Annotated in this window: 12 protein-coding genes; 10 read left to right on the top strand and 2 right to left on the bottom strand. The window is 64.6% G+C overall.

Annotation, left to right across the window (positions count from 1 at the left end; translation table 11 throughout):
* Positions 1–809: 809 nt before the first annotated feature.
* Positions 810–3,557: a tetratricopeptide repeat protein gene (locus tag AB0N02_RS37470; protein WP_363956829.1), complete on the top strand. Its 2,748-nt coding sequence runs from the start codon at positions 810–812 to the stop codon at positions 3,555–3,557.
* A 33-nt stretch (positions 3,558–3,590) separates the two neighbouring features.
* Here AB0N02_RS37470 and AB0N02_RS37465 read toward each other — a convergent pair whose 3' ends face one another.
* Positions 3,591–4,448, bottom strand: coding sequence for a serine/threonine-protein kinase (locus AB0N02_RS37465; RefSeq protein ID WP_363956843.1), 858 nt, complete (start codon positions 4,446–4,448; stop codon positions 3,591–3,593).
* 421 nt (positions 4,449–4,869) lie between these two features.
* Between AB0N02_RS37465 and AB0N02_RS37460 the strand changes: the two genes are divergently transcribed.
* The 9 genes from AB0N02_RS37460 to AB0N02_RS37420 all read left to right on the top strand — a co-directional run bounded on the left by AB0N02_RS37460 (position 4,870) and on the right by AB0N02_RS37420 (position 18,645).
* Positions 4,870–6,129, top strand: a complete 1,260-nt coding sequence (locus AB0N02_RS37460; protein ID WP_363956826.1) for a PD-(D/E)XK nuclease family protein — start codon at positions 4,870–4,872, stop codon at positions 6,127–6,129.
* Entirely contained in the window at positions 6,126–7,187 is a 1,062-nt protein-coding gene (locus tag AB0N02_RS37455) for a hypothetical protein (protein ID WP_363956823.1), read from the top strand. The genes AB0N02_RS37460 and AB0N02_RS37455 overlap by 4 nt, the downstream gene beginning before the upstream one ends.
* The gene (locus tag AB0N02_RS37450; RefSeq protein WP_363956819.1) at positions 7,180–10,737 is read left to right on the top strand and encodes a hypothetical protein; all 3,558 of its coding nucleotides are present in this window, start codon (positions 7,180–7,182) and stop codon (positions 10,735–10,737) included. The genes AB0N02_RS37455 and AB0N02_RS37450 overlap by 8 nt, the downstream gene beginning before the upstream one ends.
* Positions 10,725–13,451 carry a DUF3962 domain-containing protein gene (locus AB0N02_RS37445; RefSeq protein ID WP_363956816.1) on the top strand — a complete coding sequence of 909 codons (2,727 nt, stop codon included), beginning with the start codon at positions 10,725–10,727 and terminating at the stop codon, positions 13,449–13,451. The genes AB0N02_RS37450 and AB0N02_RS37445 overlap by 13 nt, the downstream gene beginning before the upstream one ends.
* A gap of 194 nt (positions 13,452–13,645) precedes the next feature.
* The gene (locus AB0N02_RS37440) at positions 13,646–13,771 is read left to right on the top strand and encodes a hypothetical protein (protein ID WP_363956813.1); all 126 of its coding nucleotides are present in this window, start codon (positions 13,646–13,648) and stop codon (positions 13,769–13,771) included.
* Positions 13,772–13,969: 198 nt separating this feature from the next.
* Positions 13,970–14,755 carry a hypothetical protein gene (locus AB0N02_RS37435; RefSeq protein ID WP_363956810.1) on the top strand — a complete coding sequence of 262 codons (786 nt, stop codon included), beginning with the start codon at positions 13,970–13,972 and terminating at the stop codon, positions 14,753–14,755.
* A gap of 398 nt (positions 14,756–15,153) precedes the next feature.
* Entirely contained in the window at positions 15,154–15,681 is a 528-nt protein-coding gene (locus AB0N02_RS37430) for a hypothetical protein (protein WP_363956807.1), read from the top strand.
* Between the two features lie 120 nt (positions 15,682–15,801).
* Complete coding sequence (locus tag AB0N02_RS37425; RefSeq protein ID WP_363956840.1) at positions 15,802–16,884, top strand: DUF4238 domain-containing protein; 1,083 nt, start codon at positions 15,802–15,804, stop codon at positions 16,882–16,884.
* A 357-nt stretch (positions 16,885–17,241) separates the two neighbouring features.
* Positions 17,242–18,645, top strand: a complete 1,404-nt coding sequence (locus AB0N02_RS37420; protein WP_363956803.1) for a HEPN domain-containing protein — start codon at positions 17,242–17,244, stop codon at positions 18,643–18,645.
* A gap of 337 nt (positions 18,646–18,982) precedes the next feature.
* Here the strand turns inward: AB0N02_RS37420 and AB0N02_RS37415 are convergent, their stop codons facing one another.
* Positions 18,983–19,633, bottom strand: coding sequence for an HAD family hydrolase (locus AB0N02_RS37415; RefSeq protein ID WP_363956800.1), 651 nt, complete (start codon positions 19,631–19,633; stop codon positions 18,983–18,985).
* Positions 19,634–19,656 lie beyond the last annotated feature (23 nt).

Genomic DNA, 19,656 nt, shown 5'->3' with positions numbered 1-19,656 from the left:
CTATCGGAGTACCTCATGCTTTCAGGCTGTCACCAGGGCAAGCAGCGCCCAGCGGGTACCTGGCATTACGTCACGCCCGCACTTCTTGATCAGTACGGACATGAAAGAGGCCCTCCGGGATGATCCCGGAGGGCCTCTGACCTGCTGCGCGGCCGAGAGGAATCGAATCCCTAACCTTCTAATTCGTAAGGAAGATCGGGCACCTCGTCAGCGGCATCCCGGCCTGATCCGGCGGTGGGTATGGGCTGGTGGGGCGCGATCGTGAAGACGGTGTCGCTGTACGGAGCTGCCGTACACCACCTCCGTGGACGCAACCCGGGCCTAGCTTGAGTTCGACGAAGGATTCGGTCTCCTAGATCCGTTGGGTAGTCGGTTGGACCGGCTTCTATTCCCGACCGCTCCGTGCAATCGAGGCTGGCCGAGGGGCGGGGCGAGGTGTCGGGCGCGGCCGCTTCGGGCGCCGGGGAGGCACTGTCGCCTCAGTCCGTCGGTTCGGCACATGGCGGCTGGTGCCGTGCCGACCGCGCTTTTGCTGCATCGAGTTCATAAATTCCTCCGCATTTAGGTTTTCTGCCCCAAACATCCGAATTTTCACTCTTTGGGTCGTATTTGGACGCCCCCGAAGCCGCGCCCAGCTGAAAGTGCTCAGCTTTCCTCCGATCTCCATGGAACGGTCGGGGTGGAGTAGACGCAGAGTGGCAGATCGGTCGAGCGATTGCCAATTTATGAGCGTTAGTCGATCGTTAATGCATGTCCGGCACATGATGGCATGCTTTTCCAGTGTCAAGTCAAAGCGGCCGATCGGCGGCGTGTTACTGCAGGTGAACAAGGGGCTGACGATGATGGAGTTTCATGTCTTAGGGCCCGTGGTGGCACTGAGGGCGGGGCTGCCAGTCAGGATGAGGTCGGCGAAAGCCCTCGAACTCCTAGCCGTGCTACTGCTAGCTCCCGGTCAGCGTGTCTCACACGCCGGCATCGCTCGTTACCTATGGCCGGGCAAGGATTCGAACGCCAATCGAATCCGCCAGTGTTTTTATCAATTGCGGCAATCCATCCCGGATGTCACCCATCGGAACGAGCGGGGCTTCTGTCAGATTAACGTCGATCCGCAGAGCATCGACTACACCCGCTTCCAAGAATTCCAGCGCGCCGCGAACACGGCAGAGAACTCGTCGGCGCGGCTCAAGGCGCTCCGATCCGCACTTGGCGAATGGCGGACGATACCTCTGGAGGACATGCCCGGCGAGACCTTCGAACACAAGCGGGCCGAACTCATCGCCGAACTTCGGGAGGTGACGGCAGCATGTGCCCTCGCCGAGCTGGAATGCGGGGAGCCCCTCGCGGCGCTCGAGCGCGCCGACGCAGGGCTGATCCGTTGGCCGGACAGCGAGACCCTGCTCGAACTTAAGGTGCGTTCCCTGAACGCTCTCGGCAGACTGGACCAGATCGAGCCGCTGCTCGCCCACTGGGAGCGGCGGTTCGGCCGACCCACAGTCCATCTGCTGCTCCTCGCCAAACCGGAGAGGCCTGCCCCTGCGACGGTTAGAGTCCCACCCGCACCGGTCCGTTCGATCCCCCATCAGCTTCCCGCACAGCCCGTTGACCTGGTCGGCCGTCAGCCGCAGCTTGACCGGCTCGTGGAGACTCTCCTGGGGCGGACCGTCGGACGTAGCCGAGTCGCCGTGCTCACGGGCATGCCCGGTATTGGGAAGACCTTTCTCGCCGCACGAGCGGCGACCTTGGTCAAGCAGAGCTTTTCGGACGGGACCCTTTACGCCGACCTGCGCGGATTCTCACCACGAGAGCCGGAGCGGCATGGCCCCGTCCTGGCCAGATTTCTGAACGAGCTTGGAGTTCGCCCCGTGACTCCGACGATGGACGGCATGGTCTCCGCCTACCGGACCGCGCTCGCGGACCGTGCAGTTCTGCTGATCTTGGACAATGCACTCGACGAGGACCATGCCCGGCTGCTGCTTCCCAGCCTCGGGGCCAGCGCGGCGATCGTCACCAGCCGCCGCCAGCTGCACGGTCTGGCGATCAGAGAGGGGGCCGAGCTCATCGACCTCGCTCCGCTGGACCGGCAGGAGGCCACCGAACTGCTGCGGACACGGTTGGGCGAGGAGCGGATGCGCATGGCCGTCCCGTTCGTCGACGACCTGGTCGAGCATTGTGCCGGTGTGCCTTTGGCGCTGGGGATCATGGCCGCGCGGATCGCGCAGCGCCCGGCGCAGGCACTCGCGGGCATGGTCCGCGAACTGCGGCAGGAGAGCACCAGACTGCGCGCCCTCGACCTCGGCTCGGAGGATCTGAGCATCCGTTTGTCGTTGGAGGCGTCCCACAGGCTCCTGTCGGCGTCGGCATCGAGGCTCTTTTGGCAGTTGGCGGTCCACCCGGGGCCGACGCTCAGTTGGGAGGCGCTGCGGGCGCTCGAACCGGACGACGCCGCCGGCGTCCACAACGCGATCGACGACCTGATGCGGATGAGCCTGGTGACCGAGCCGATCTTCGAACGCTTCCACCTCCACGACCTGGTCCGCATCTACGCTGGCGAACTGGCGGACCGACAGAACGAAGCCGACCGAGACCGGGTGCTGGAGCGGGTGCTGCAGTTCCTGCTGCACAACGCCTGGGCCTGTGATCGCAAGCTGGTTCCAGGCCGTTGGCTACCGATCGGCGAACCACGGGGCGTCAAAGTCGTCGCTCCTACGTGTGCGATGGACGCGATGTCCTGGTTCGAGGCCGAATACTCGACCCTGACGGCGGCCGTCGTGCTGGCCAAGGAGCGTGGTCTTGACCGATATACGTGGTTGCTGTCGATGACCCTGGTGACCTTCCAGTGGCGCTCCGGCCGGAATCTCGACGCGCTCAAATACCTGACCGGTGCCCTTGAGGCCGCGGGTCGAGAGGGCGGTCCAGCGGACGTGGCCATGGTTCACCGGATGCTCGGGGGCACTCACCGGGGCCTTGGGGACCTTCCGCGGGCGACACGTGAACTACGCTGCGCCGTGCGGGTGAGCGAGGACGATGGAGATGTCCCGGGTGCTGCGCTGGGACACCACAGCCTCGGTGTCCTGCTTCGCGAGAGCGGCGCACCGGGTGAGGCACTGGAGCACTTCACCGTAGCCCTGCCCGCGTTCGAGCGGTTTGGCGACCTGCTCGGCCAAGGGGCCGCGCTGAACGGGATCGGAAGCGCCCTCTACGACCTGGGCCGGTACGACGAGAGTCTGGAGCACTGCCTGCAGTCACTGACACTGCTCAACGACACCGATGATGTCAATGGTCAGGCGCACGCGCTTTTCAGCTTAGGCCGGATCCGGGCGGCCCTCGGTGAGTATGAGGCCGCCATCGCGGACTTCGAGCACGCTCGGGACCTGTACCGGTCGCTGACCTACGGCAGTAGGGAGGCCCGGACGCTGGTCTGGCTCGCGGACACGCTCCGCGGCGGCGGCCGGCCTGGGGAGGCGGAGGAGGCGATCGTCCGGGCTCGGGCCCTTCTGAGACAACTCGGCGAACACGACCTCGACGCGGCCGTCGAACGGTTGAGGTGCCTGCCATGACGGCGAGCCGGAGGCCCGCCGTCCGCGAGCGGCTCATGGCAGCGGCGATCCGAGGCGGTAACGCGTGGTCGGGTCGGGACGTGTGGCCTTGGAGGAGGCGGCTGAGCCAGGTGTGGGCAGCATCGGCCGCAGGTTGCGCAGCACCTCTGTCATACCGTCCGGCCGCTCACGCGGGTCGACGGAGACCATGGCGAGTGCGAGGCTCCGGAGTGTCTCGGGCATCTCCGCGCGGAAGTCATGTGGAAATGCCGGGGTCGTGGAGTCGGGCCGGCCCTCCAGATCGCTGTATGGCAGCCGCGAGACGACCATCGCGAACAGCAGCGCGCCGAGAGAGAAGACATCGACCTGCGGGGTCATCTCCGCAGTCCGGTCGTACTGCTCCGGTGGGGCGTAGCCGGGAGTGCCGCGAGGATCCTCGTTGATGTCCCCGGCCCCGGTGGAGATGCCCACGTCCAAGAGCCGGACCCGGCCGTCTGGCTGCAGCATCACGTTGTTCGGCGAGACGTCCCGATGCACGTACCCCCTGGCGTGCACGCCGTCCAAAATCTCGCAGAGCTGCGCGACGACTGAGACGGCCGCGGCCGCCGGAACGGGCTGATGCTCGATGATCCACGACGCGATTGTTACGCCATCGACCAGTTCCATCACGATGTACCGCCGTTTGCTCCGTCCGTAATAGCCGTCTCCCAGTACCTCTGGGATCCCCGGCACGTTACTCATGGGTCGCAGTCGACCAAGTTCGTCCTCCAAGGGGAGGGCGGCGGAGGCATAGGCGGTCGTTGACTCGAAGGTGCGAGCGAACTGTGTTTTGACCGCCACGTCCCGGCGACCGCGCTCGTCCCTGGCGACGAAGATCTCGCCCTCGCCTCCCTGGCCGAGCCTTCGCAGCACTCGGTAACGACCGTCAAGGAGAGTTCCAGGAAGCAACGCACTCGCTCCGTACGGAAAAGGGAAATCCTCGGGCGGCTCGATCACACGCCCCTGGGCGCAGAGAAGTGAGGAGATTATGACAGGGAGTTGGCCCCCCGACGGCCTGGTCGGGGAATCCTCCGTCGTTCACGTGCGGCTCGGCATGTTCGGCCCGGAACGATACCGGTGCCCGGCATCCGACGCGCTAAAGGCGCGCGGGATGCGGCCGCGTGCACCAGCCACCAAGAAGCCTGAGGCACTGGAGTCCTTTCTCAACGGCCCGTTCATGGCAGCAGCCGACGAACTTGAACGCCCCGTGGATGAACCGCAGCCGAGCGAGCCTCGTGGCCGCCGCCGTCCGCTGCATGACGGTGTACGACAGTGGACCGAGCATGCGCTGCGGATGTATCAGAAGGCGTTCCCCGCGGACCCGGACCTGCACCCCGTCCGCCAGCCTTGGGTCTACAGGTACCGGTACGCGACCGGCGACGGCCGAGACAGCGTGGAGTACCGGATCAGCGCCTGGGGCCGATGTTTCCAGTCCACCGACGGCCGGCTGCGCGAGCTGCGCCTACCGGTCAACCGCCTCCGTGCACGAAGCGCGGCGGAATGCGCGATCGCCGCCTTGGTCGCGGCGGAGGGAGACCGGGATCCGCGGCTCGAACGGATCAGGGTCGTTCAGTTCGCCCTGTACGACGGCCGCACCGACCTGGTCTTCGACGGCACCCGGCACCAAGCGCTTGCCGCGTACCGGGCCGACGGGGCCCCCGCCGTTCGCGCGCTGCTGGACAGCAGAGAGTACCGGCCGGGTACCGCTTGCGTCTCATGCGCCATCGCACCAGTCTGCCCTGCCCTTCCAAAGGCCGCGGGGCTGCTCGGGATCACCGAACGCGGGCGGCCACGCCGCAGCTGGTCCTCGACCACAGGCCGGGGACACCAGGGCTGTCCGGCCCGTGGCTACCTGCGGAGCCTTCGGCTTCCGGTCGACGAGGCGGTAGAACGGGGGGCGGCTGTGGAGCGCGGGCGAGCGGTCCACACATTCATCGCCGAACGGCACGCCCGGCGGCCGCGGACGCCGTGCGTCCCCGAGATCCCGGTGGACTGGGTGCCCGAGGGACACCGGCTTCCCGATCAGGAGCAGGTACTCGGTGCGGAGTTGCTACGCCACCACGCAGAGGTGTGTCCGATCCGTACGGCCGGGCCACGGGCGGAGTTTCGGACCGAGCCCCGGATGACATTTGACGACACCGCGGCCGATCTGGTCGTCCTGGCAGAGCCCGACCTGCTGTACCAGGACGCGGACTCTTGGGTGTGGCGGGAGATCAAGACCTCGGGCAGTGACCGCCCCCGTCGCGACGTGCTCGCCACCTACCCCCAGCTGGCCCTGGCCGTTCAGATCATCGGCAGCGGCACCCTGCCCGGCTCTCGGGCCAAGGGAAGGGTCGAGCTGGAACTGCTGCGTCCCGCCGGCGTCGACCTGCGCACCCTTGACCCGTTCGCGACCTCGACCCGGTCGGCCGCCAAGGCGGTGTTGCGCGAGCAGGTGTCGGGCTGGCATTCCCAAATGCTCTTCGAGGCCGTCCCCGGTCCCGAATGCGCCGGCTGCGAGGTGGCGCGCTGGTGCTCCGCGCGGCAGTCAGGCGGACCGGAGGTGAGCCAGTGACCGAGGACGAGCGGATGGACCTCGACCTGTTGGTCACGGTTGCCCGCGGCGTGATCGACCTGACCTCGGTAGCCCGGTCGGCAGAGTTCCGGTTGCCCTATCCACCGAGCGTTCAACTCGCCCTGGACCGTGTGGTGCTGGCGGGTCTGCGCCGGGGACTGCCGGTGCCGCCCGGAGTGCCGGGGCTGATGTCCTGGTGCCGGAACCCGGGGCTGGAGGGGTGGCCTCTGGCACTGCCTGGCGGTTTCCTGACCGTGGATGCCCAACTGATCCACTCTACGGCGGACGAGCCGACCCGTACCTGCGCTGAGCTGGCTTCCCTCGGCACGCATGGCGCGCCGGAGCAGGAAGCCGAAGCCTTGCTGGCCGCACTCGCCGACGCCTGCGGCACCGTGGAGCGGTTCGCGGCATGCCGCGATTTCCTCATCCGTCGGCCGGTCATCCTCCGGTTCAACCCGGCGGAGCTGCTGCGGCCGACCGTGGCCGTGACATGGAGGCTGGTCAAGGGCCTCTACACCCCCGTGCCCGATCGCTTTTCGATCGACGGGCTGGTGCATCGCTGTACTGGGTGTCTTCTGCTCGCCAAGCCTGTGACAGCAGACGGTCCCTGGTGTGAAGGTGGTTGCCCGTCCAGCGGCCGTGAACTGGAGTCGTCCCATCAGTCCGGGCAGGCCCTGGCTTTGCCGTTCCCGCTACGGATCTTCCTGGCGCTTCCCGGCCGCACTGAGCAGATGGTCCGCTCCCGGCTCAAGGATCAGCCTCGGTTGCTCCCGTCGGGCCTGGGCGTCCACCACGTCACCGACCAGGACGGAATGCTCCGCGCGTTCCAGGTCCACGACCGGGAACAGCCGGTGCTGGCCGCCCTCCGGGCCGCTGAGGTCGCCATCCGGCTCGGCGGGCCGTTGGACGTCGTGGTGCCGGATGGGTTGGCGGCACGTCCCGGGCACCGGCAGAGCTTCAGCCGTGGCCTGCCAGATGGCGCACAGGTGCGCCTGCTGTCCGCGGGCGAGTTCACCGCACCGCAGCCGACCGGTCTGTCGAGGAGGAGTCATGCGTAGCACTGCCCAAACCCTGAGCGAGGTGACCGACCACCTGTCGGACGCCGCCCCCGATCTGAAGACCGCCCGGCTGATTTCCTTATGCGAGATCGAGGTCGGACTCCTCCTCCAGGAGAGGTTCGCTGCCGGAGAGCCGGCCGTGGACGCCTGGACGCTGTTCAGTGGGTACCCGTTCGCGCGGGCCTGGGGAACCGTCGACGAGGCCGGGCAGCGCACCCTCCGTGTGGCACGGCATACCCTGTGGACCTGGGGCCGCCGCCTGGCCTGGACCGAGGCACTCCAGGAGTACCAGCTGCTCGACCGCCAGCTTCGCGGTTACGAGGTCGCCGACCCGGAGCGTCCGGCCGTCCGCCGCCCTTCGCTGTCGGTGGCGCCGGACCGCTGGGAAACCTACGAGAGGTTGTTGAATGAGGCACCGGCGTTCGCCGGACGGCCATTAGCATTCGCGAAGGCCGGCCGACACGCCTTCCCTATCGGCCGGCACCTGGCCACCATCCGACTTCCTGAGCCGTCTCTACCGCCGCCGGTTGGTCACGATCTCACCTCGCCGCCGGCGAACGGCGGCGAACCGCTGACATTCGAATGGGACGACCTACTGGCGACAGCGGCGTTCATGGACTCGGTAAAGTCCGAGGACTGGATCGGACGGCTACGGGCGATCCATCTCTTCACGCGCCAGACCGGGGATTTTCGCCGCGCGGAAGGCTTCGAGGTGGCGCGGATCCAGCACCTGCTGGGCATCGTCGGCGCCGGTAAAAGCACCTTGCGGGACGTACTGGCGGTGCACCTGGCCAGACGGCACCTCAAGGTGACCGTCGTCGTCGGGGACGTCGCCGAACAACTCAAGCTGGTCCAGCTGTACAACACATACGTGCCCAGATCGGCCGCCCCGGTGCTCGGCGCCTCTGGCCGCCAGCAGCACGCCGAGCGGCTCCACCGTCGACTGGTCGGCCGCGGCTCACGCAACCTGCTCGCCCACGACGACCCCGGGTTCGCGTACCTGAGCACCTCTTGCGCTCTGAACGCGCTCCGGTACACGGAAGGGGAACATCCCGAGGACCTACTGGGATTCGGCGAGGCGCCCTGCACCAGGCTGCAACCACCCAGCCGCCGCAGCGACCTCGTGGACGACTCGTGGAGTCGACATCGAGTGGCCTGCCCCTACTGGTCCGGCTGCCCCCGCCATCACGGCGCCCGCGAGTTGGTGAACGCGGCGATATGGGTCGCCACGCCCGCCAGCCTCGTCGACTCCGCGGTGCCGCACCCGCAGAACCGTGAGCGCATCCGCTACCTCGAACTCTCCTGCCGCCGTAGTGACCTGGTGATCGTCGATGAGGCGGACCGGGTCCAGATGCAGCTCGACCGGATGTTCGCGCCGGCCATCCCGCTGATCGGTGGCGGCCCCGAAACCCGATCCTTCCTTGATGACGTCAACCAGCACCGCATCCGCGAGCTCGCCAGTGCCGGCCGGATTCAACTATCCGACCGCGACGTGGAGAACTGGTCGGCCGCCGTCAACACCACGCAAAGCGCCGCCGACCGCCTGGTCGCCATGCTGGTCCGTGATGTCGACCTGCGCGACTGGGTCAGGACCGGGTACTTCAGCGCGTGGACCCTCCAACTCCGCCTACTGGAAGAGCGATATCCGCTCCCGGAAGACCGCGACGACATACCGGCGGAGGCGGCGGAACACGACTCTGTGCACCCGCACTGGGCCCCACGACAGCGGCTCACCGAGATACTGGACGCGTTCCGGGAAAACCCTTTCGGGGACCGGCGGCGGCCCATCGAGGACGGCGTCGAGCTCACCGGCCTGGTCGGTGAACTTCTGCACACCAACTTCCGTGAGCGCACCAGGAAGCGGCTGGAGGAAATCCTTCGCAGCCTGTTCGGCCTCGGCCCACTGCTGGAGCCCACAGACGAGGGCCGCGAGCGGTACGAGAAGCTGCGCACACTCGTCGCCGGCAAGCGGGTACGGACGCCGGGCTTGTACGAGACGGGTCGCGAATCCGCCGGGCGCAGAAGGACGGAGCCGCTACCTGAGCATCCCGAGCAGTGGCTGACTCTGCTGATGACCCGCTTCGAGTTCACGCTGCTGCTCAGCGCGCTGGAGCCAAAACTCGCCCTGATCAACGCTATGTGGCCGCGCGTCGCCGCGGCGCTCAATCTGGGCTTCAACGAGATGTATCGGAGGCCGCTCGACTACGGGCCAACAGTTCCCGAGGCGCCGATGGGCAATGTGATCGGCTTCCAGTTCTTGATGGAGGGGTTGGACCTCGGCGGAGTGCGCACCGGTGAGCTGCGCTTCTTCCGTTGCAGCGGGGTCGGCCGGGAACTGTTGCGAGCGATGCCCGATCTGCCGGTAGTGGATGCGCGTCCCAGCGCCAACGTGCTGCTGATGTCCGGGAGCAGCTGGGCCGGGTTCTCCAGCCGCTACCACATCCCGGTGCCGATCGGTGTGATCATCGAACCCGCGCCGGAGGAACTGGACCGGATCGCCGAGCAGAGCGAGTTCCGCTTCGATTTCATCCGCGACGGTTGCGAATGCCGCGCGAGCTGTGCGTGCGAGGAGTTCCACGAGGCGCAGCCGCTGTCCGGGGAGCCGCTTGACCAGAGGGCGGATATTCTGCGCCGGATGGCTGTTGCCCTCGGCAGGGACGACACCGGCATCAGTCGGCTGCAGGAGGAGTTGAGGCTTCTCCCGGAAAGTCGCCGCCACATCCTGCTTCTCGTCGGCAGCTACGAGGAGGCCAAGGTTGTGGCCGACACCTTGCACACCCTCAACAAACGCTGGAGGGGCAGGGTCCGTCGGTTGGTGTCCGACGACTACCGCGGCCCGGGCACCGGATCGGACGACAATGAGCACCACGCCCCCATACTGCACCGCGGCGACGTCGAGACGCTGGCCACCACCAGAGCCGAAATCCTGGTGGCGCCCTTGCTGGCGGTGGAGCGCGGGCACAACATCCTCGATGTCGACCGCCAGCACGCCGCGATCGGGTCAATCTACTTCCTCGCCCGCCCCAATCCGCGCCCTGACGATCTCGGGCTCGCGGTACACGCGATCAATGACTGGATCGTACGAGCTATCGACGACGGGGAGTTCGCCGACTGGGTCCGGAGCGAGCCCACTCTGGGCCTCGGTGCCCGCAAGGTCAGAGATCTGGCTCGTTCCCAGTGGTACCGGGTACTCGCCAGAAGCATGGCCTGGAGCCGGCTGGGCGATGACCGGGTGCAGGTCACCTGGGACATGCTCGTACTGATCTGGCAGGTGATCGGACGTAGCGTACGCGGCGCGGTGCCCACCCGAGTCGCCTTCGTCGACGCCGCGTTCTCTCCCGACCTGGCCTCCTCCGGTCGGCCGGACACTCCGCGGACCAGCCTCCTGCACAGCATCCACGCCGTGCTCGAGCCCTACTTCACCGCGGGCACCGCCGTTCCCACGGACAACCGTCACATCGTTAAGGCGCTCTATCGACCGATGTGGACTGCTCTTAACCGCTGCCTCACCCAGTCCGCCGACGAAAGGGACACCGCATGTACCAGTTGATCACCACCACCGCCTACGAACCGGACCCGCAGGCCGGACCCTGGACCGAGCAGTATCGGGTCATCAGCTTCCCTGAGAAATGGCGGACGGAGTTCATGGACCTCTACCGCCGACGATGGCGCCGTCGGGAACAACCGGTAGGCCTGCCGATCAGCAAGCTCAACGACCTGCTGCGCGCCACCGCTCCGGGAATGGTGGCCACGGGCCGGGGAGCCGGAACCGGTACCGACGCGCCCTGGATCTACGCGTCCGCTGACATGCCCGCCGAGCTGGTCGCTCCGTTGCTGGCTTCGTGGGTGATGACCCTGCCGCCCGGCACCGACCCCAACGCCGAGCGAGCGGCCGACCACCGGGTCGCTCTGGAACGGGCACTGGCGCTGATCGACCAGCACACCCCGCGGTGGCGACACGAGTCCGTGGACCTCACCGCCGTGGAGCTCTCGCTGGGCGGCACAGCCCAGCCCGACCGCAGGCTGTACGACCTACTGCCCGAGCGAATCGGCGCCAGACTCGCCGCCCGCCCGCTTCACCTCAACGGCACCGAGCTTTCCTTCCGGCTGGTCACTCGCGACCAGGGGGTCGAGCTGGTCAGCTGGCCACCGCGGTCGTATACCCGAGGCCGGCGCACCTGGTATTTTTCCGGCCTGGTGACCGTCACCGTCCAGACGGTGCCGTTCGCCATGCGATTCCGGGTACATGTCTCGTACGGGATCCGCCGCTGGGCCACAGGATCGCCCGTCCGGCTACCGGAGGGCCGCGGTGCGACCGCCCTGCTCGACGCACCGCTGCCGTGGCCAGATGCCGACGGTCGACGCCAACGGCTCACCGCCAACTACCTGACCTTTGACCGCCGCCTTGGCATGCTCGCCTGGGGCAGGCAGAGCCTGGTCACTCTGCTCCCCGAACTGGATGTTATGCGTGCCTATCCCAAACCAGTCGAGCTGGCCGCCGAGCCGGTCGACTGGATCGAGGGCAGGGACGGGATCGCCGCGGGCATCGTGCACAGCACCGCGATGGGCCCGCACGGTGTCGGCACCGGACTCATGCCGCTCGAACGGTCACTGCTCGACCGCTGGGTTGAAGAAGGTCTCCGGCCGATGCTGCGCCGAGTGTCTGACCTTGAGCGTGCGCACCGGCGGTCCAAACCTGTGCTGCTTCCCACTGTGCGACCGAAGGACCCGGAGGAACAAGCGATTCACTCCCAGCGTCGCGCACAAGCCCGGCGTGACGCGGTGCACGCGACGCTTGACGGGCAGCCGCTGCACGTGGACGTACTCTGGCAGACCGAGGACACCCGAGATGCACTGGTCGCGGCGCTCTCTGAGTGGCTCGGCCTCCAGGTCGGCCCCGGCGGAGCGGACGGCGAACACGAGTGGCGGCACGGAGACCTGCGCGTCGTGCTCCGTACCTGGCCGCTTCGGGACCTGGGCGCCCCGCTGAAGATCGCACGGGAATCCGGCATCTCACGAGCTCAGGCGCTGGCCGAGGCCGTACGGGAGCGCGCCACACGAACAGCTGCCCTGCTCGGCCGAACCGATCCGGTGGGGTTGGCGATCGTGGAGACGTTAGGGTCCGAGCGGTTCCCGGCGCAAGACTCCGATCCCAAGTCGGCACTTCGGCATGGCTGTGCCGCAGCCGGGCGAGTCAGTCAGTTCATCGTCGTGCCCGAGGATGCCGACGGCCCCCTGAGCGAGCGCGCCAGGTCCACATTGGCTGACGGGATGCGCCAGCTCGGCGCCGTGGTTCCGCCCGACCAGCGGCTGGACGAGGAACTGGCAGACGACCTCCAATACCTCTCGCTCTGGTACATCCGGCGGCAGGCGAATGGGCCTACCCGGCAGGCCGGGCAGCATCTGGTTGCCCTCCGGATCCGCCCGCGGGAGCGAGTTCACCCCGTGCACGGCTGGGACGACTCCCGCAAGAAGTGGGTACCCTACCCTCAGCTGCTGCTCGCCATCGCCGCCAAGAGCATTGCAGCAGACGACCCGTCGCAGCCCTGCTCAGGCCGAACCGCACTGACCACCGAGGAACAGCGCGACGAAGTCGAACGTCAGATCAGGTCGTTGCTCTACCAGGTGCGTGACCGTCCAACGCTGCTTCTGGTGAACAGCGGCAATCTGCGTAAGGTTTGGCCCGGCCTGAGCAACGGGCAATTGGTCAGGGACATGGTCACGTTCTGTGGGGAGCAGCCTACCCGGCTCGCGCTTCATGGGGCGGACCTGCGCATGGTGTTGTTCCGGGACGCCAACACCCGTGGTGAGACGCCTCAGTGGTATGCGCCCGGCGAGGCCGAGGAGACGCCGGGGTTTTCCGCAGGTCTCTGGGCGGCACGAGACGCTCCCCCGGACAACCGGGTGTTCTTCAGCACCGTCGGCAAGCCGCCGACCGCAGGCACGGTACGGCGCGACCTCCGCAAACTGGTTCCCGACAAGAACTGGCCGCACGGCCCCGCAGCCACCGCCTGGAACCCACAAGCGCTGGAACTGACCGTGCTTGGCTGCCTGTCCAAGGCCGCTCTGGCGGCCGCGGGCCGCACCGACACCTCTCCGGATCGGCCTGCCGTGGTCGCGGCAGCCGCCCACCAACTGCGCTTTCACGATGAGTATCACCCGCTCTCCCAGCCACTTCCGTTGCACCTCGCGAAGTTGGCCGAAGAGTATGTCCTGCCGCTCGCCTCGCCCCAGGCTCCGACAACCGAACGGCCCTCCGAGTAGCCGCCCGCGATTCAGCACCAGCCGCTCCACGTTGACCTGTGTGATGGAGCGGCACGCCGATCGAACCGCGCAACTTCACCTCTGGGCCTTGAGGCGCACTGCCGCCGGGCGGGCGTGCTGACGATCCGCGTCACGACACCCGGCACACCTGCGCCTCGCTCCTGGCCACACTCGACGTCCATCCCCACGTCGCGATGCGCGTCCTTCGTCACTCGCAGATCTCGATGACCATGAACGTCTACACCCAGATCCCCACCCCGGAAACCCGCAAGGCACTCGACCGGCTCAATCAGAGCCTCAACGTTCCAGCCGAGGCATAGCTCATCACTCGTCACCTAAGGTCCTTTGGGATCATCCCCAAAGGACCTTATTTGCATGCAAGAGCTTTTTCTTATAGCCAAATAGATAAACCGAGATAGCCATCACGGCAATTTCACTGCCCGTTATTCGTGATTTAAAAGAGGAGGTTTCCAGTGAGCTGCCCAGTTCACCTCAACGCCGAATTTCATGGAGGCCGAGTGACGCACCCCAAGAGCTGCGAGCGCGCCAAGCTGCACCAGTGCCGATGCTCCGACTACGGCGGGGCACAACACGGCTGGCCCTACGGCCTCACCTTGGCCCGCGCCCCATCTCCCGTAGGTCGACAGGAGGCGAGAGAACGCAGCGAACTCGCGTGGAGGAAGACTCAACCTCCCAAGGGGCGCCGGAGCCCGTCCAAGCACAGGCAGGCAGCCGCCACCGACAGCGCAACAGTCGATCTCATCGACTGGCTGGCCGAAAATCCAAGCACGATCGAACGCATCCAGGAAGTCGGTGACCTCCTCACCGGCCCCGTTATCGAGGAACTGGACAAAAGGTTCGGCGGAAGCAGTCAGCGGGAAACCCGAAGAAGACTCACCGAGCATTTCTGGTGCGACCTCCTCGTTGCTCTGGCTGAGGGCATCGAGAGGTTCTCCAAAGCCATGGATCAAGTGCCTGAATATGTGACGGCGATCATCCTCAAGTCTCGGAAGGACGAGGGGCACAGCCCTCTTCTCGAAGCGCCCGTGGCTCTCGCCGTACGGACGGCATGGGAGCCCATCAAGGGCATGATCCACGCCAGCGGTGTCGAGGAGCTGCAACGGACGTGCCGGATCCTCGCCGTCCTGATCTGCCCGGCTCCTGAAGACCACAAGGCCGTGCAGAACGGCGCGCTCCTCCCGCTGGCGAAGGAGGGGATGCTGGAGATCAGCAAGGAGCGGCTTGAACAGGTCTTCCCCGCCGAATGGGTTCGCCGCCTCCGGGATGACCTCGGCGGCGCCTGAGCGAGCTTGCCAGTTCCGGAAGCCTGACCGGGAGTCCCCAGCTCTGCGAGAGCTTCCAGCCTCGACGCGTGATGTCCACAGACGACTGCCTGTGTGGGGCGGCGTTGCTGTATTTCGCTGCTGTACGGACATGAAAGAGGCCCTCCGGGATGATCCCGGAGGGCCTCTGACCTGCTGCGCGGCCGAGAGGACTCGAACCCCTAACCTTCTGATCCGTAGCCAGTTCGAGACTGTCCACCGACGTCCACAGGTGTCAGAAAGTCCTACTCAGAGCCATCTCACACTTGATCACCTTCTGTGGACGTCCACTCGCGTCCAGGGACGGTGTTAGCACTTCCGTTAGCAAGTTCATGCGCAGCGCAGAGGCTCTGTCGGACCCGATCGCTACTTTCCCGCCCATGGCAGTCCCCGAGATCATCCCCATCAGCTACGAACCCGACTACCGCACCGACACCATCGGCCATTGGGAGGGCGGGCAGTTCCTCGGCTCCGTCGTCGCCGCCTTCCCCAAGGGCTACACGCACACCGACGACTGGCAGACGCACAAACGCTGGCACGCCGTCCTGCACACCTTCAACGCCGCCGGCCACCACCTCGACTCCCGCATCGAGCGCACCGGAACCGACGACAACTACCGGGCCGCCGTCGACACAGCGCAGGAGCGGCTGAAGCAATGGCTCAACGCCCTCCCCGGCCTCCGCTACGGCGACATCGCCATCCGGCCCTTCCGCCACGAAGTCGACGACGTGCTCTTCGGCCTCGTCATCGAGACCTCCGAAGGCACAAGAACACGCCGAGCTCTACCTGGAAGCCCTCGGCTTCTACGAACCCTGGGACGGCTCGTACGACACCTGACCACCAGTCTGGCCTGCCTGCTAGTCGCAGAAGTGGGTTCTGCACGCCGGGCGTTCCACCCATGCAGTTGAGCAGAGTGTGGAGTTGCTCCCCGCAGGTCGGGACTGACACCGCGTGTCTCTGTCGGTGTTACTAACTATCGTGGCGACGTGACAACAGGGTCAGATTCTTTCGGTCGCGGCGGCTGGCAGATGCTTAAGCAAGTCCGGAACCCGTGGGGACAGGTGCCCATCACGGCAGGTGGGAAGTCTCTGCCCGGACGTGCGCATGACTACATGGACAAGCTCCTAAACTTGCGAAAAGCCAAGGACATAGTCAGCCGCCGACACCACTACGTCCCCCAGACCTATCTTCGACAGTGGTCATTCGATGGCAAGCGGGTATGGGCCCTCGACACAGTTTCAGGCACGGTGCGACCACTCGGCCTCAGTGACGTGTGTGTCGCGGAGCATTTCTACCGGGTCGTGGGGCCAGATAACATTGCCCACAACAGGGTGGAGCTGCTCTTCGGAGTTGTAGACACCGAGCTTCGGCGGGTGCAGAGCTTGTTGAACCAGCTAGAAGACCCTGACGAGCTGGAGTTCGATGATCTGATCGCGCTCGGGATCACTATGGCTGTCCAGCGCATGCGCACCCTGCAAGAGCGTCGGCTTCAACGCCAGTACAACGCGTGGTTGGTCGCGCAAAATCCGCGAGACTTCAAGTCGATGAACGATCCCAAGGACCCGCACTTGGCGGCAGGAATCCATACCGAGTCGTTGTTCTCGGCCATGTGGCATGCTGCAGATGTGCTGACGACTCGGCAGATCGAGGTATGGGACGATCCCCAGGGCCGCTTCATGACGTGTGACACACCAGTATTGGTCCCCTTCAGGCAAAACATCCGCCCAAATCTCCTAACCGCGCCTTACATTGTTTGGCCCGTCAGTCCACACCGCGTTGTAGCTCTCAGTAACAACCTCTTGGGAGAGAAAGCCATCCTGCGGGAGGCGAACGGAAAGCTCATGGGCATCGTGCGCAACAGTGTGGAACAGGGCCGGGAGCGAATGATCTTCGCCAGCGAGCAGCAGCGTGACCGACTACCCCGAACCAAGAAGTTCCGGCGACGGACACAGACAAGGCTTCGGTGCTCGCAGTGGACACCGCAGGGCCAATATGTGGAACCCCCCGGCTGCTGCTTAGAGCAATCGTATGCTTTCGCAACGGGTCCGGACATTGCTCTTTGTAGCCAGGGCCTTCATTCGCCAGCGCCGGACATGTGGTCACACAAGTAGGCTCTTCGCACGCTACACGCGGCGGCGGATGTCCCGGTCACAGGTGGCCCAACGTGACGGCCGTGAGACCAAGCAACGCGCAAACATTGTTGCCAAAAGCACGTCTCACATATCGAGCGAGACTGTCTGAGGCTGCACGACCCCAAACCCCTCAGCTCCTAAGGAGAGTCTCCACACAGCTAAGGAGGCAGTTGAGCTGCGGTGGCCGAATGATCATCAGGATCAGCGGCGCGTGCACGCAATAGGAATAGCCTCAAGCACACTCGCTAGGAAATTTGCTGTGGAACATCACCCGTCCGATGTACCCTGAGAGGGCTTACTTGTTCCCCGAAGGACAATACGTGAATAGGCACCCCCATGAAGGATCTTGATTCTTTCGGAGAGTTCTGGCTACCAGGCAATCATGAGAGTCGAATTCCAGGACGATTGCAATTCAACCCAAAAGAGGGAATAGAACTACAGCTAATCGGCAGACTTGAAAGCGCCTCGGATACCACAGGTGCAGAAACTCGCCTTTTTGGCTTGATAGACAAGGCCGAAGTAACGCTAAATCGTGGCTATAGTAAGGGCTCCTCCTTCAGCTCCCCAGGCATTCCTCAACAGAGCATCTATTTTAATGAGATGTTCCTCGGCTGGCATCTAGAGGACAGCACGCTTGCCTTCCAGTCGGTGTCACTGAAGCTAACCCAGCTTGCGTACTGGATAGGCTACAGCGGCATCACTGCCAATAGGCGCGCCAGCACTCCCACAACGCCTTCCGGGTATGAAATCTCTTACACCCAACCCAAAAGAATCTCTTCTGATTTCTCACGTGGTTGCGTGAGTCTAGAGCACGAATGGGCATATGATGTAGATTACCTTAAGCGTGCGCTTGTTACACAAGACGCGGTATTTCGCATCGACTACTCGAAGCTCACAGAGTTCGACGAGATCCAGAAAGATATAGCACGCCTGTCAGATCTGGTAATGCTATGCATCGACAGACATGCCGCCATCGAAAATGTATCGCTTGGGCGACCCGATTTAATCGCTCACTCGATTGCTGGTACGCCAATGGGATATGAGCAGGTAATTGAATACCGTGCGCCTCGCTTGAAACCAGCTACTATCGATCACCATAAGCGCCTCCATGACTTTGACATGCTTCTCACTTTTTCCGAGCTTGGTGGCATCAATGCGGTAGCAAAATGGCTCGATGCCTCACCGAAGTTTCAGCGCTCTCTTTCCTCACTTATGAGCGTTCGCAATACGGACAGAATTTATGTAGAAAATAGGTTTTTGAACGTCACGTACGCTGCCGAGGCCTTCCATCGGTTGACAGAAGGAGGATCGTATATCGAACCCGACGAGTATGACGCAGTGGTTCAAGCCTACGCTGAAATCACTCCTGTTAAGCACAGAGACTGGTTTACCGACAAACTCAGCTACGGGAACGAGCCTCCTCTCAGCAAAAGGATGCGAAGGTTGGCCACACGCTCACGTCCTGCAACACGTAACCTAATCGGTGATGCTGGACGCTGGGCGCAAACCATTTCTCAGACCCGTAATGAGCTAACCCACCTAGCGAGCGATTCCCGAACCTTTAAAAACGGAGATCTATACTATCTTTCAGAGTCGGTCTACTCCGTTTTGAGAGTATGCATGTTACTAGAAAGTGGCGTGCCAGAGAGTGCCCTGGCAGCCAAATCCAACTCTAATGCGCTGACTTGGCACAAGGAAAGAATTCTCCAATCGATCAACAACATTAGGGCGGGCCTCTAAGCATTGTTCGGAAAGAAAGACAGAGTTCGGCTCCATCGCTACGATGGCGCAGCACCAACATGATGCATTACCGCGGTCAAGCGAGTGTGGATTGTGGTGCGGCAGGGGTGTTAGCAAAAGGTTCCCACCGAAACCCGGTGGGGCCTCTTATCTAGAGTCGCCTTGGGGAATCAAACCTCAGCCCCCTTCATTATGAGTCAACGGCGGGTGCCAGGTCGGGAGGCTCACACGCTGGTCAGGCGGTAGATGCGGTTCGGTGAGGTGTGATCGCGTAAGACGGTGTTGCTGTATGCGACTGTTGTACGGCACTCCCCCGCAAGCTGCGCACGGCCTTCGGTCAACGCTCGCCGTACAGGATCTCCATCGCCTGGAGTACGTCCGTAACGACGTGGTCCGCCTCGTGCTCCCGGTTCGACCGCGTTCCCCGGTCGAACCAGACCGTTCGGAGACCGGGCGCCCGTCCACCGCCGATATCGGCAACCGGGTAGTCCCCAACCATCCATCCTCCATCAGCAAGGGACATGCCGCACCGTTTGGCAGCGATCTCGAACAAGCCGACGTCGGGCTTGCGGACGCCTTCGAGTCCAGAGAGGGCATAAGCGTCGACTGCCTCGGCCAGTCCCGTTCGCTGGATCTTGCCAAGCTGGTTGTCCGCGGTCCCGTTGGTGACGATCGCCACCTTCCAAGCAAACGCATGGAGTCGGGACAATCCATCCATCACCTCAGGCCGACAGCGAACGAGATACGGCATGCGCTTCCGGTAGCGGCTCCACAGCTCCTCAACTGACTCGGACAGGACGAAGCGCTCGCGCACCTTGCCGAAGAAGACCTCACGATGGGGGCAGCCGGCCTGGTCGAGAGCGAGCAGCCAATTAACCGCCTTGTCTCCAAGGCCGTGCTCGTCGGCGAACTCCGCGGCCCACTCCCGAAACGCCTCGTCGAGGTTCACGAGCGTGTTGTCCAGGTCGAAAAGCACAAGCCGTTGCACAGCAACTGACTCTACGCGGATCA

Source organism: Streptosporangium sp. NPDC051022 (genome assembly GCF_040683035.1).
Lineage (GTDB): Bacteria > Actinomycetota > Actinomycetes > Streptosporangiales > Streptosporangiaceae > Streptosporangium.
This window is presented reverse-complemented; position numbering and strand designations above follow the sequence as displayed.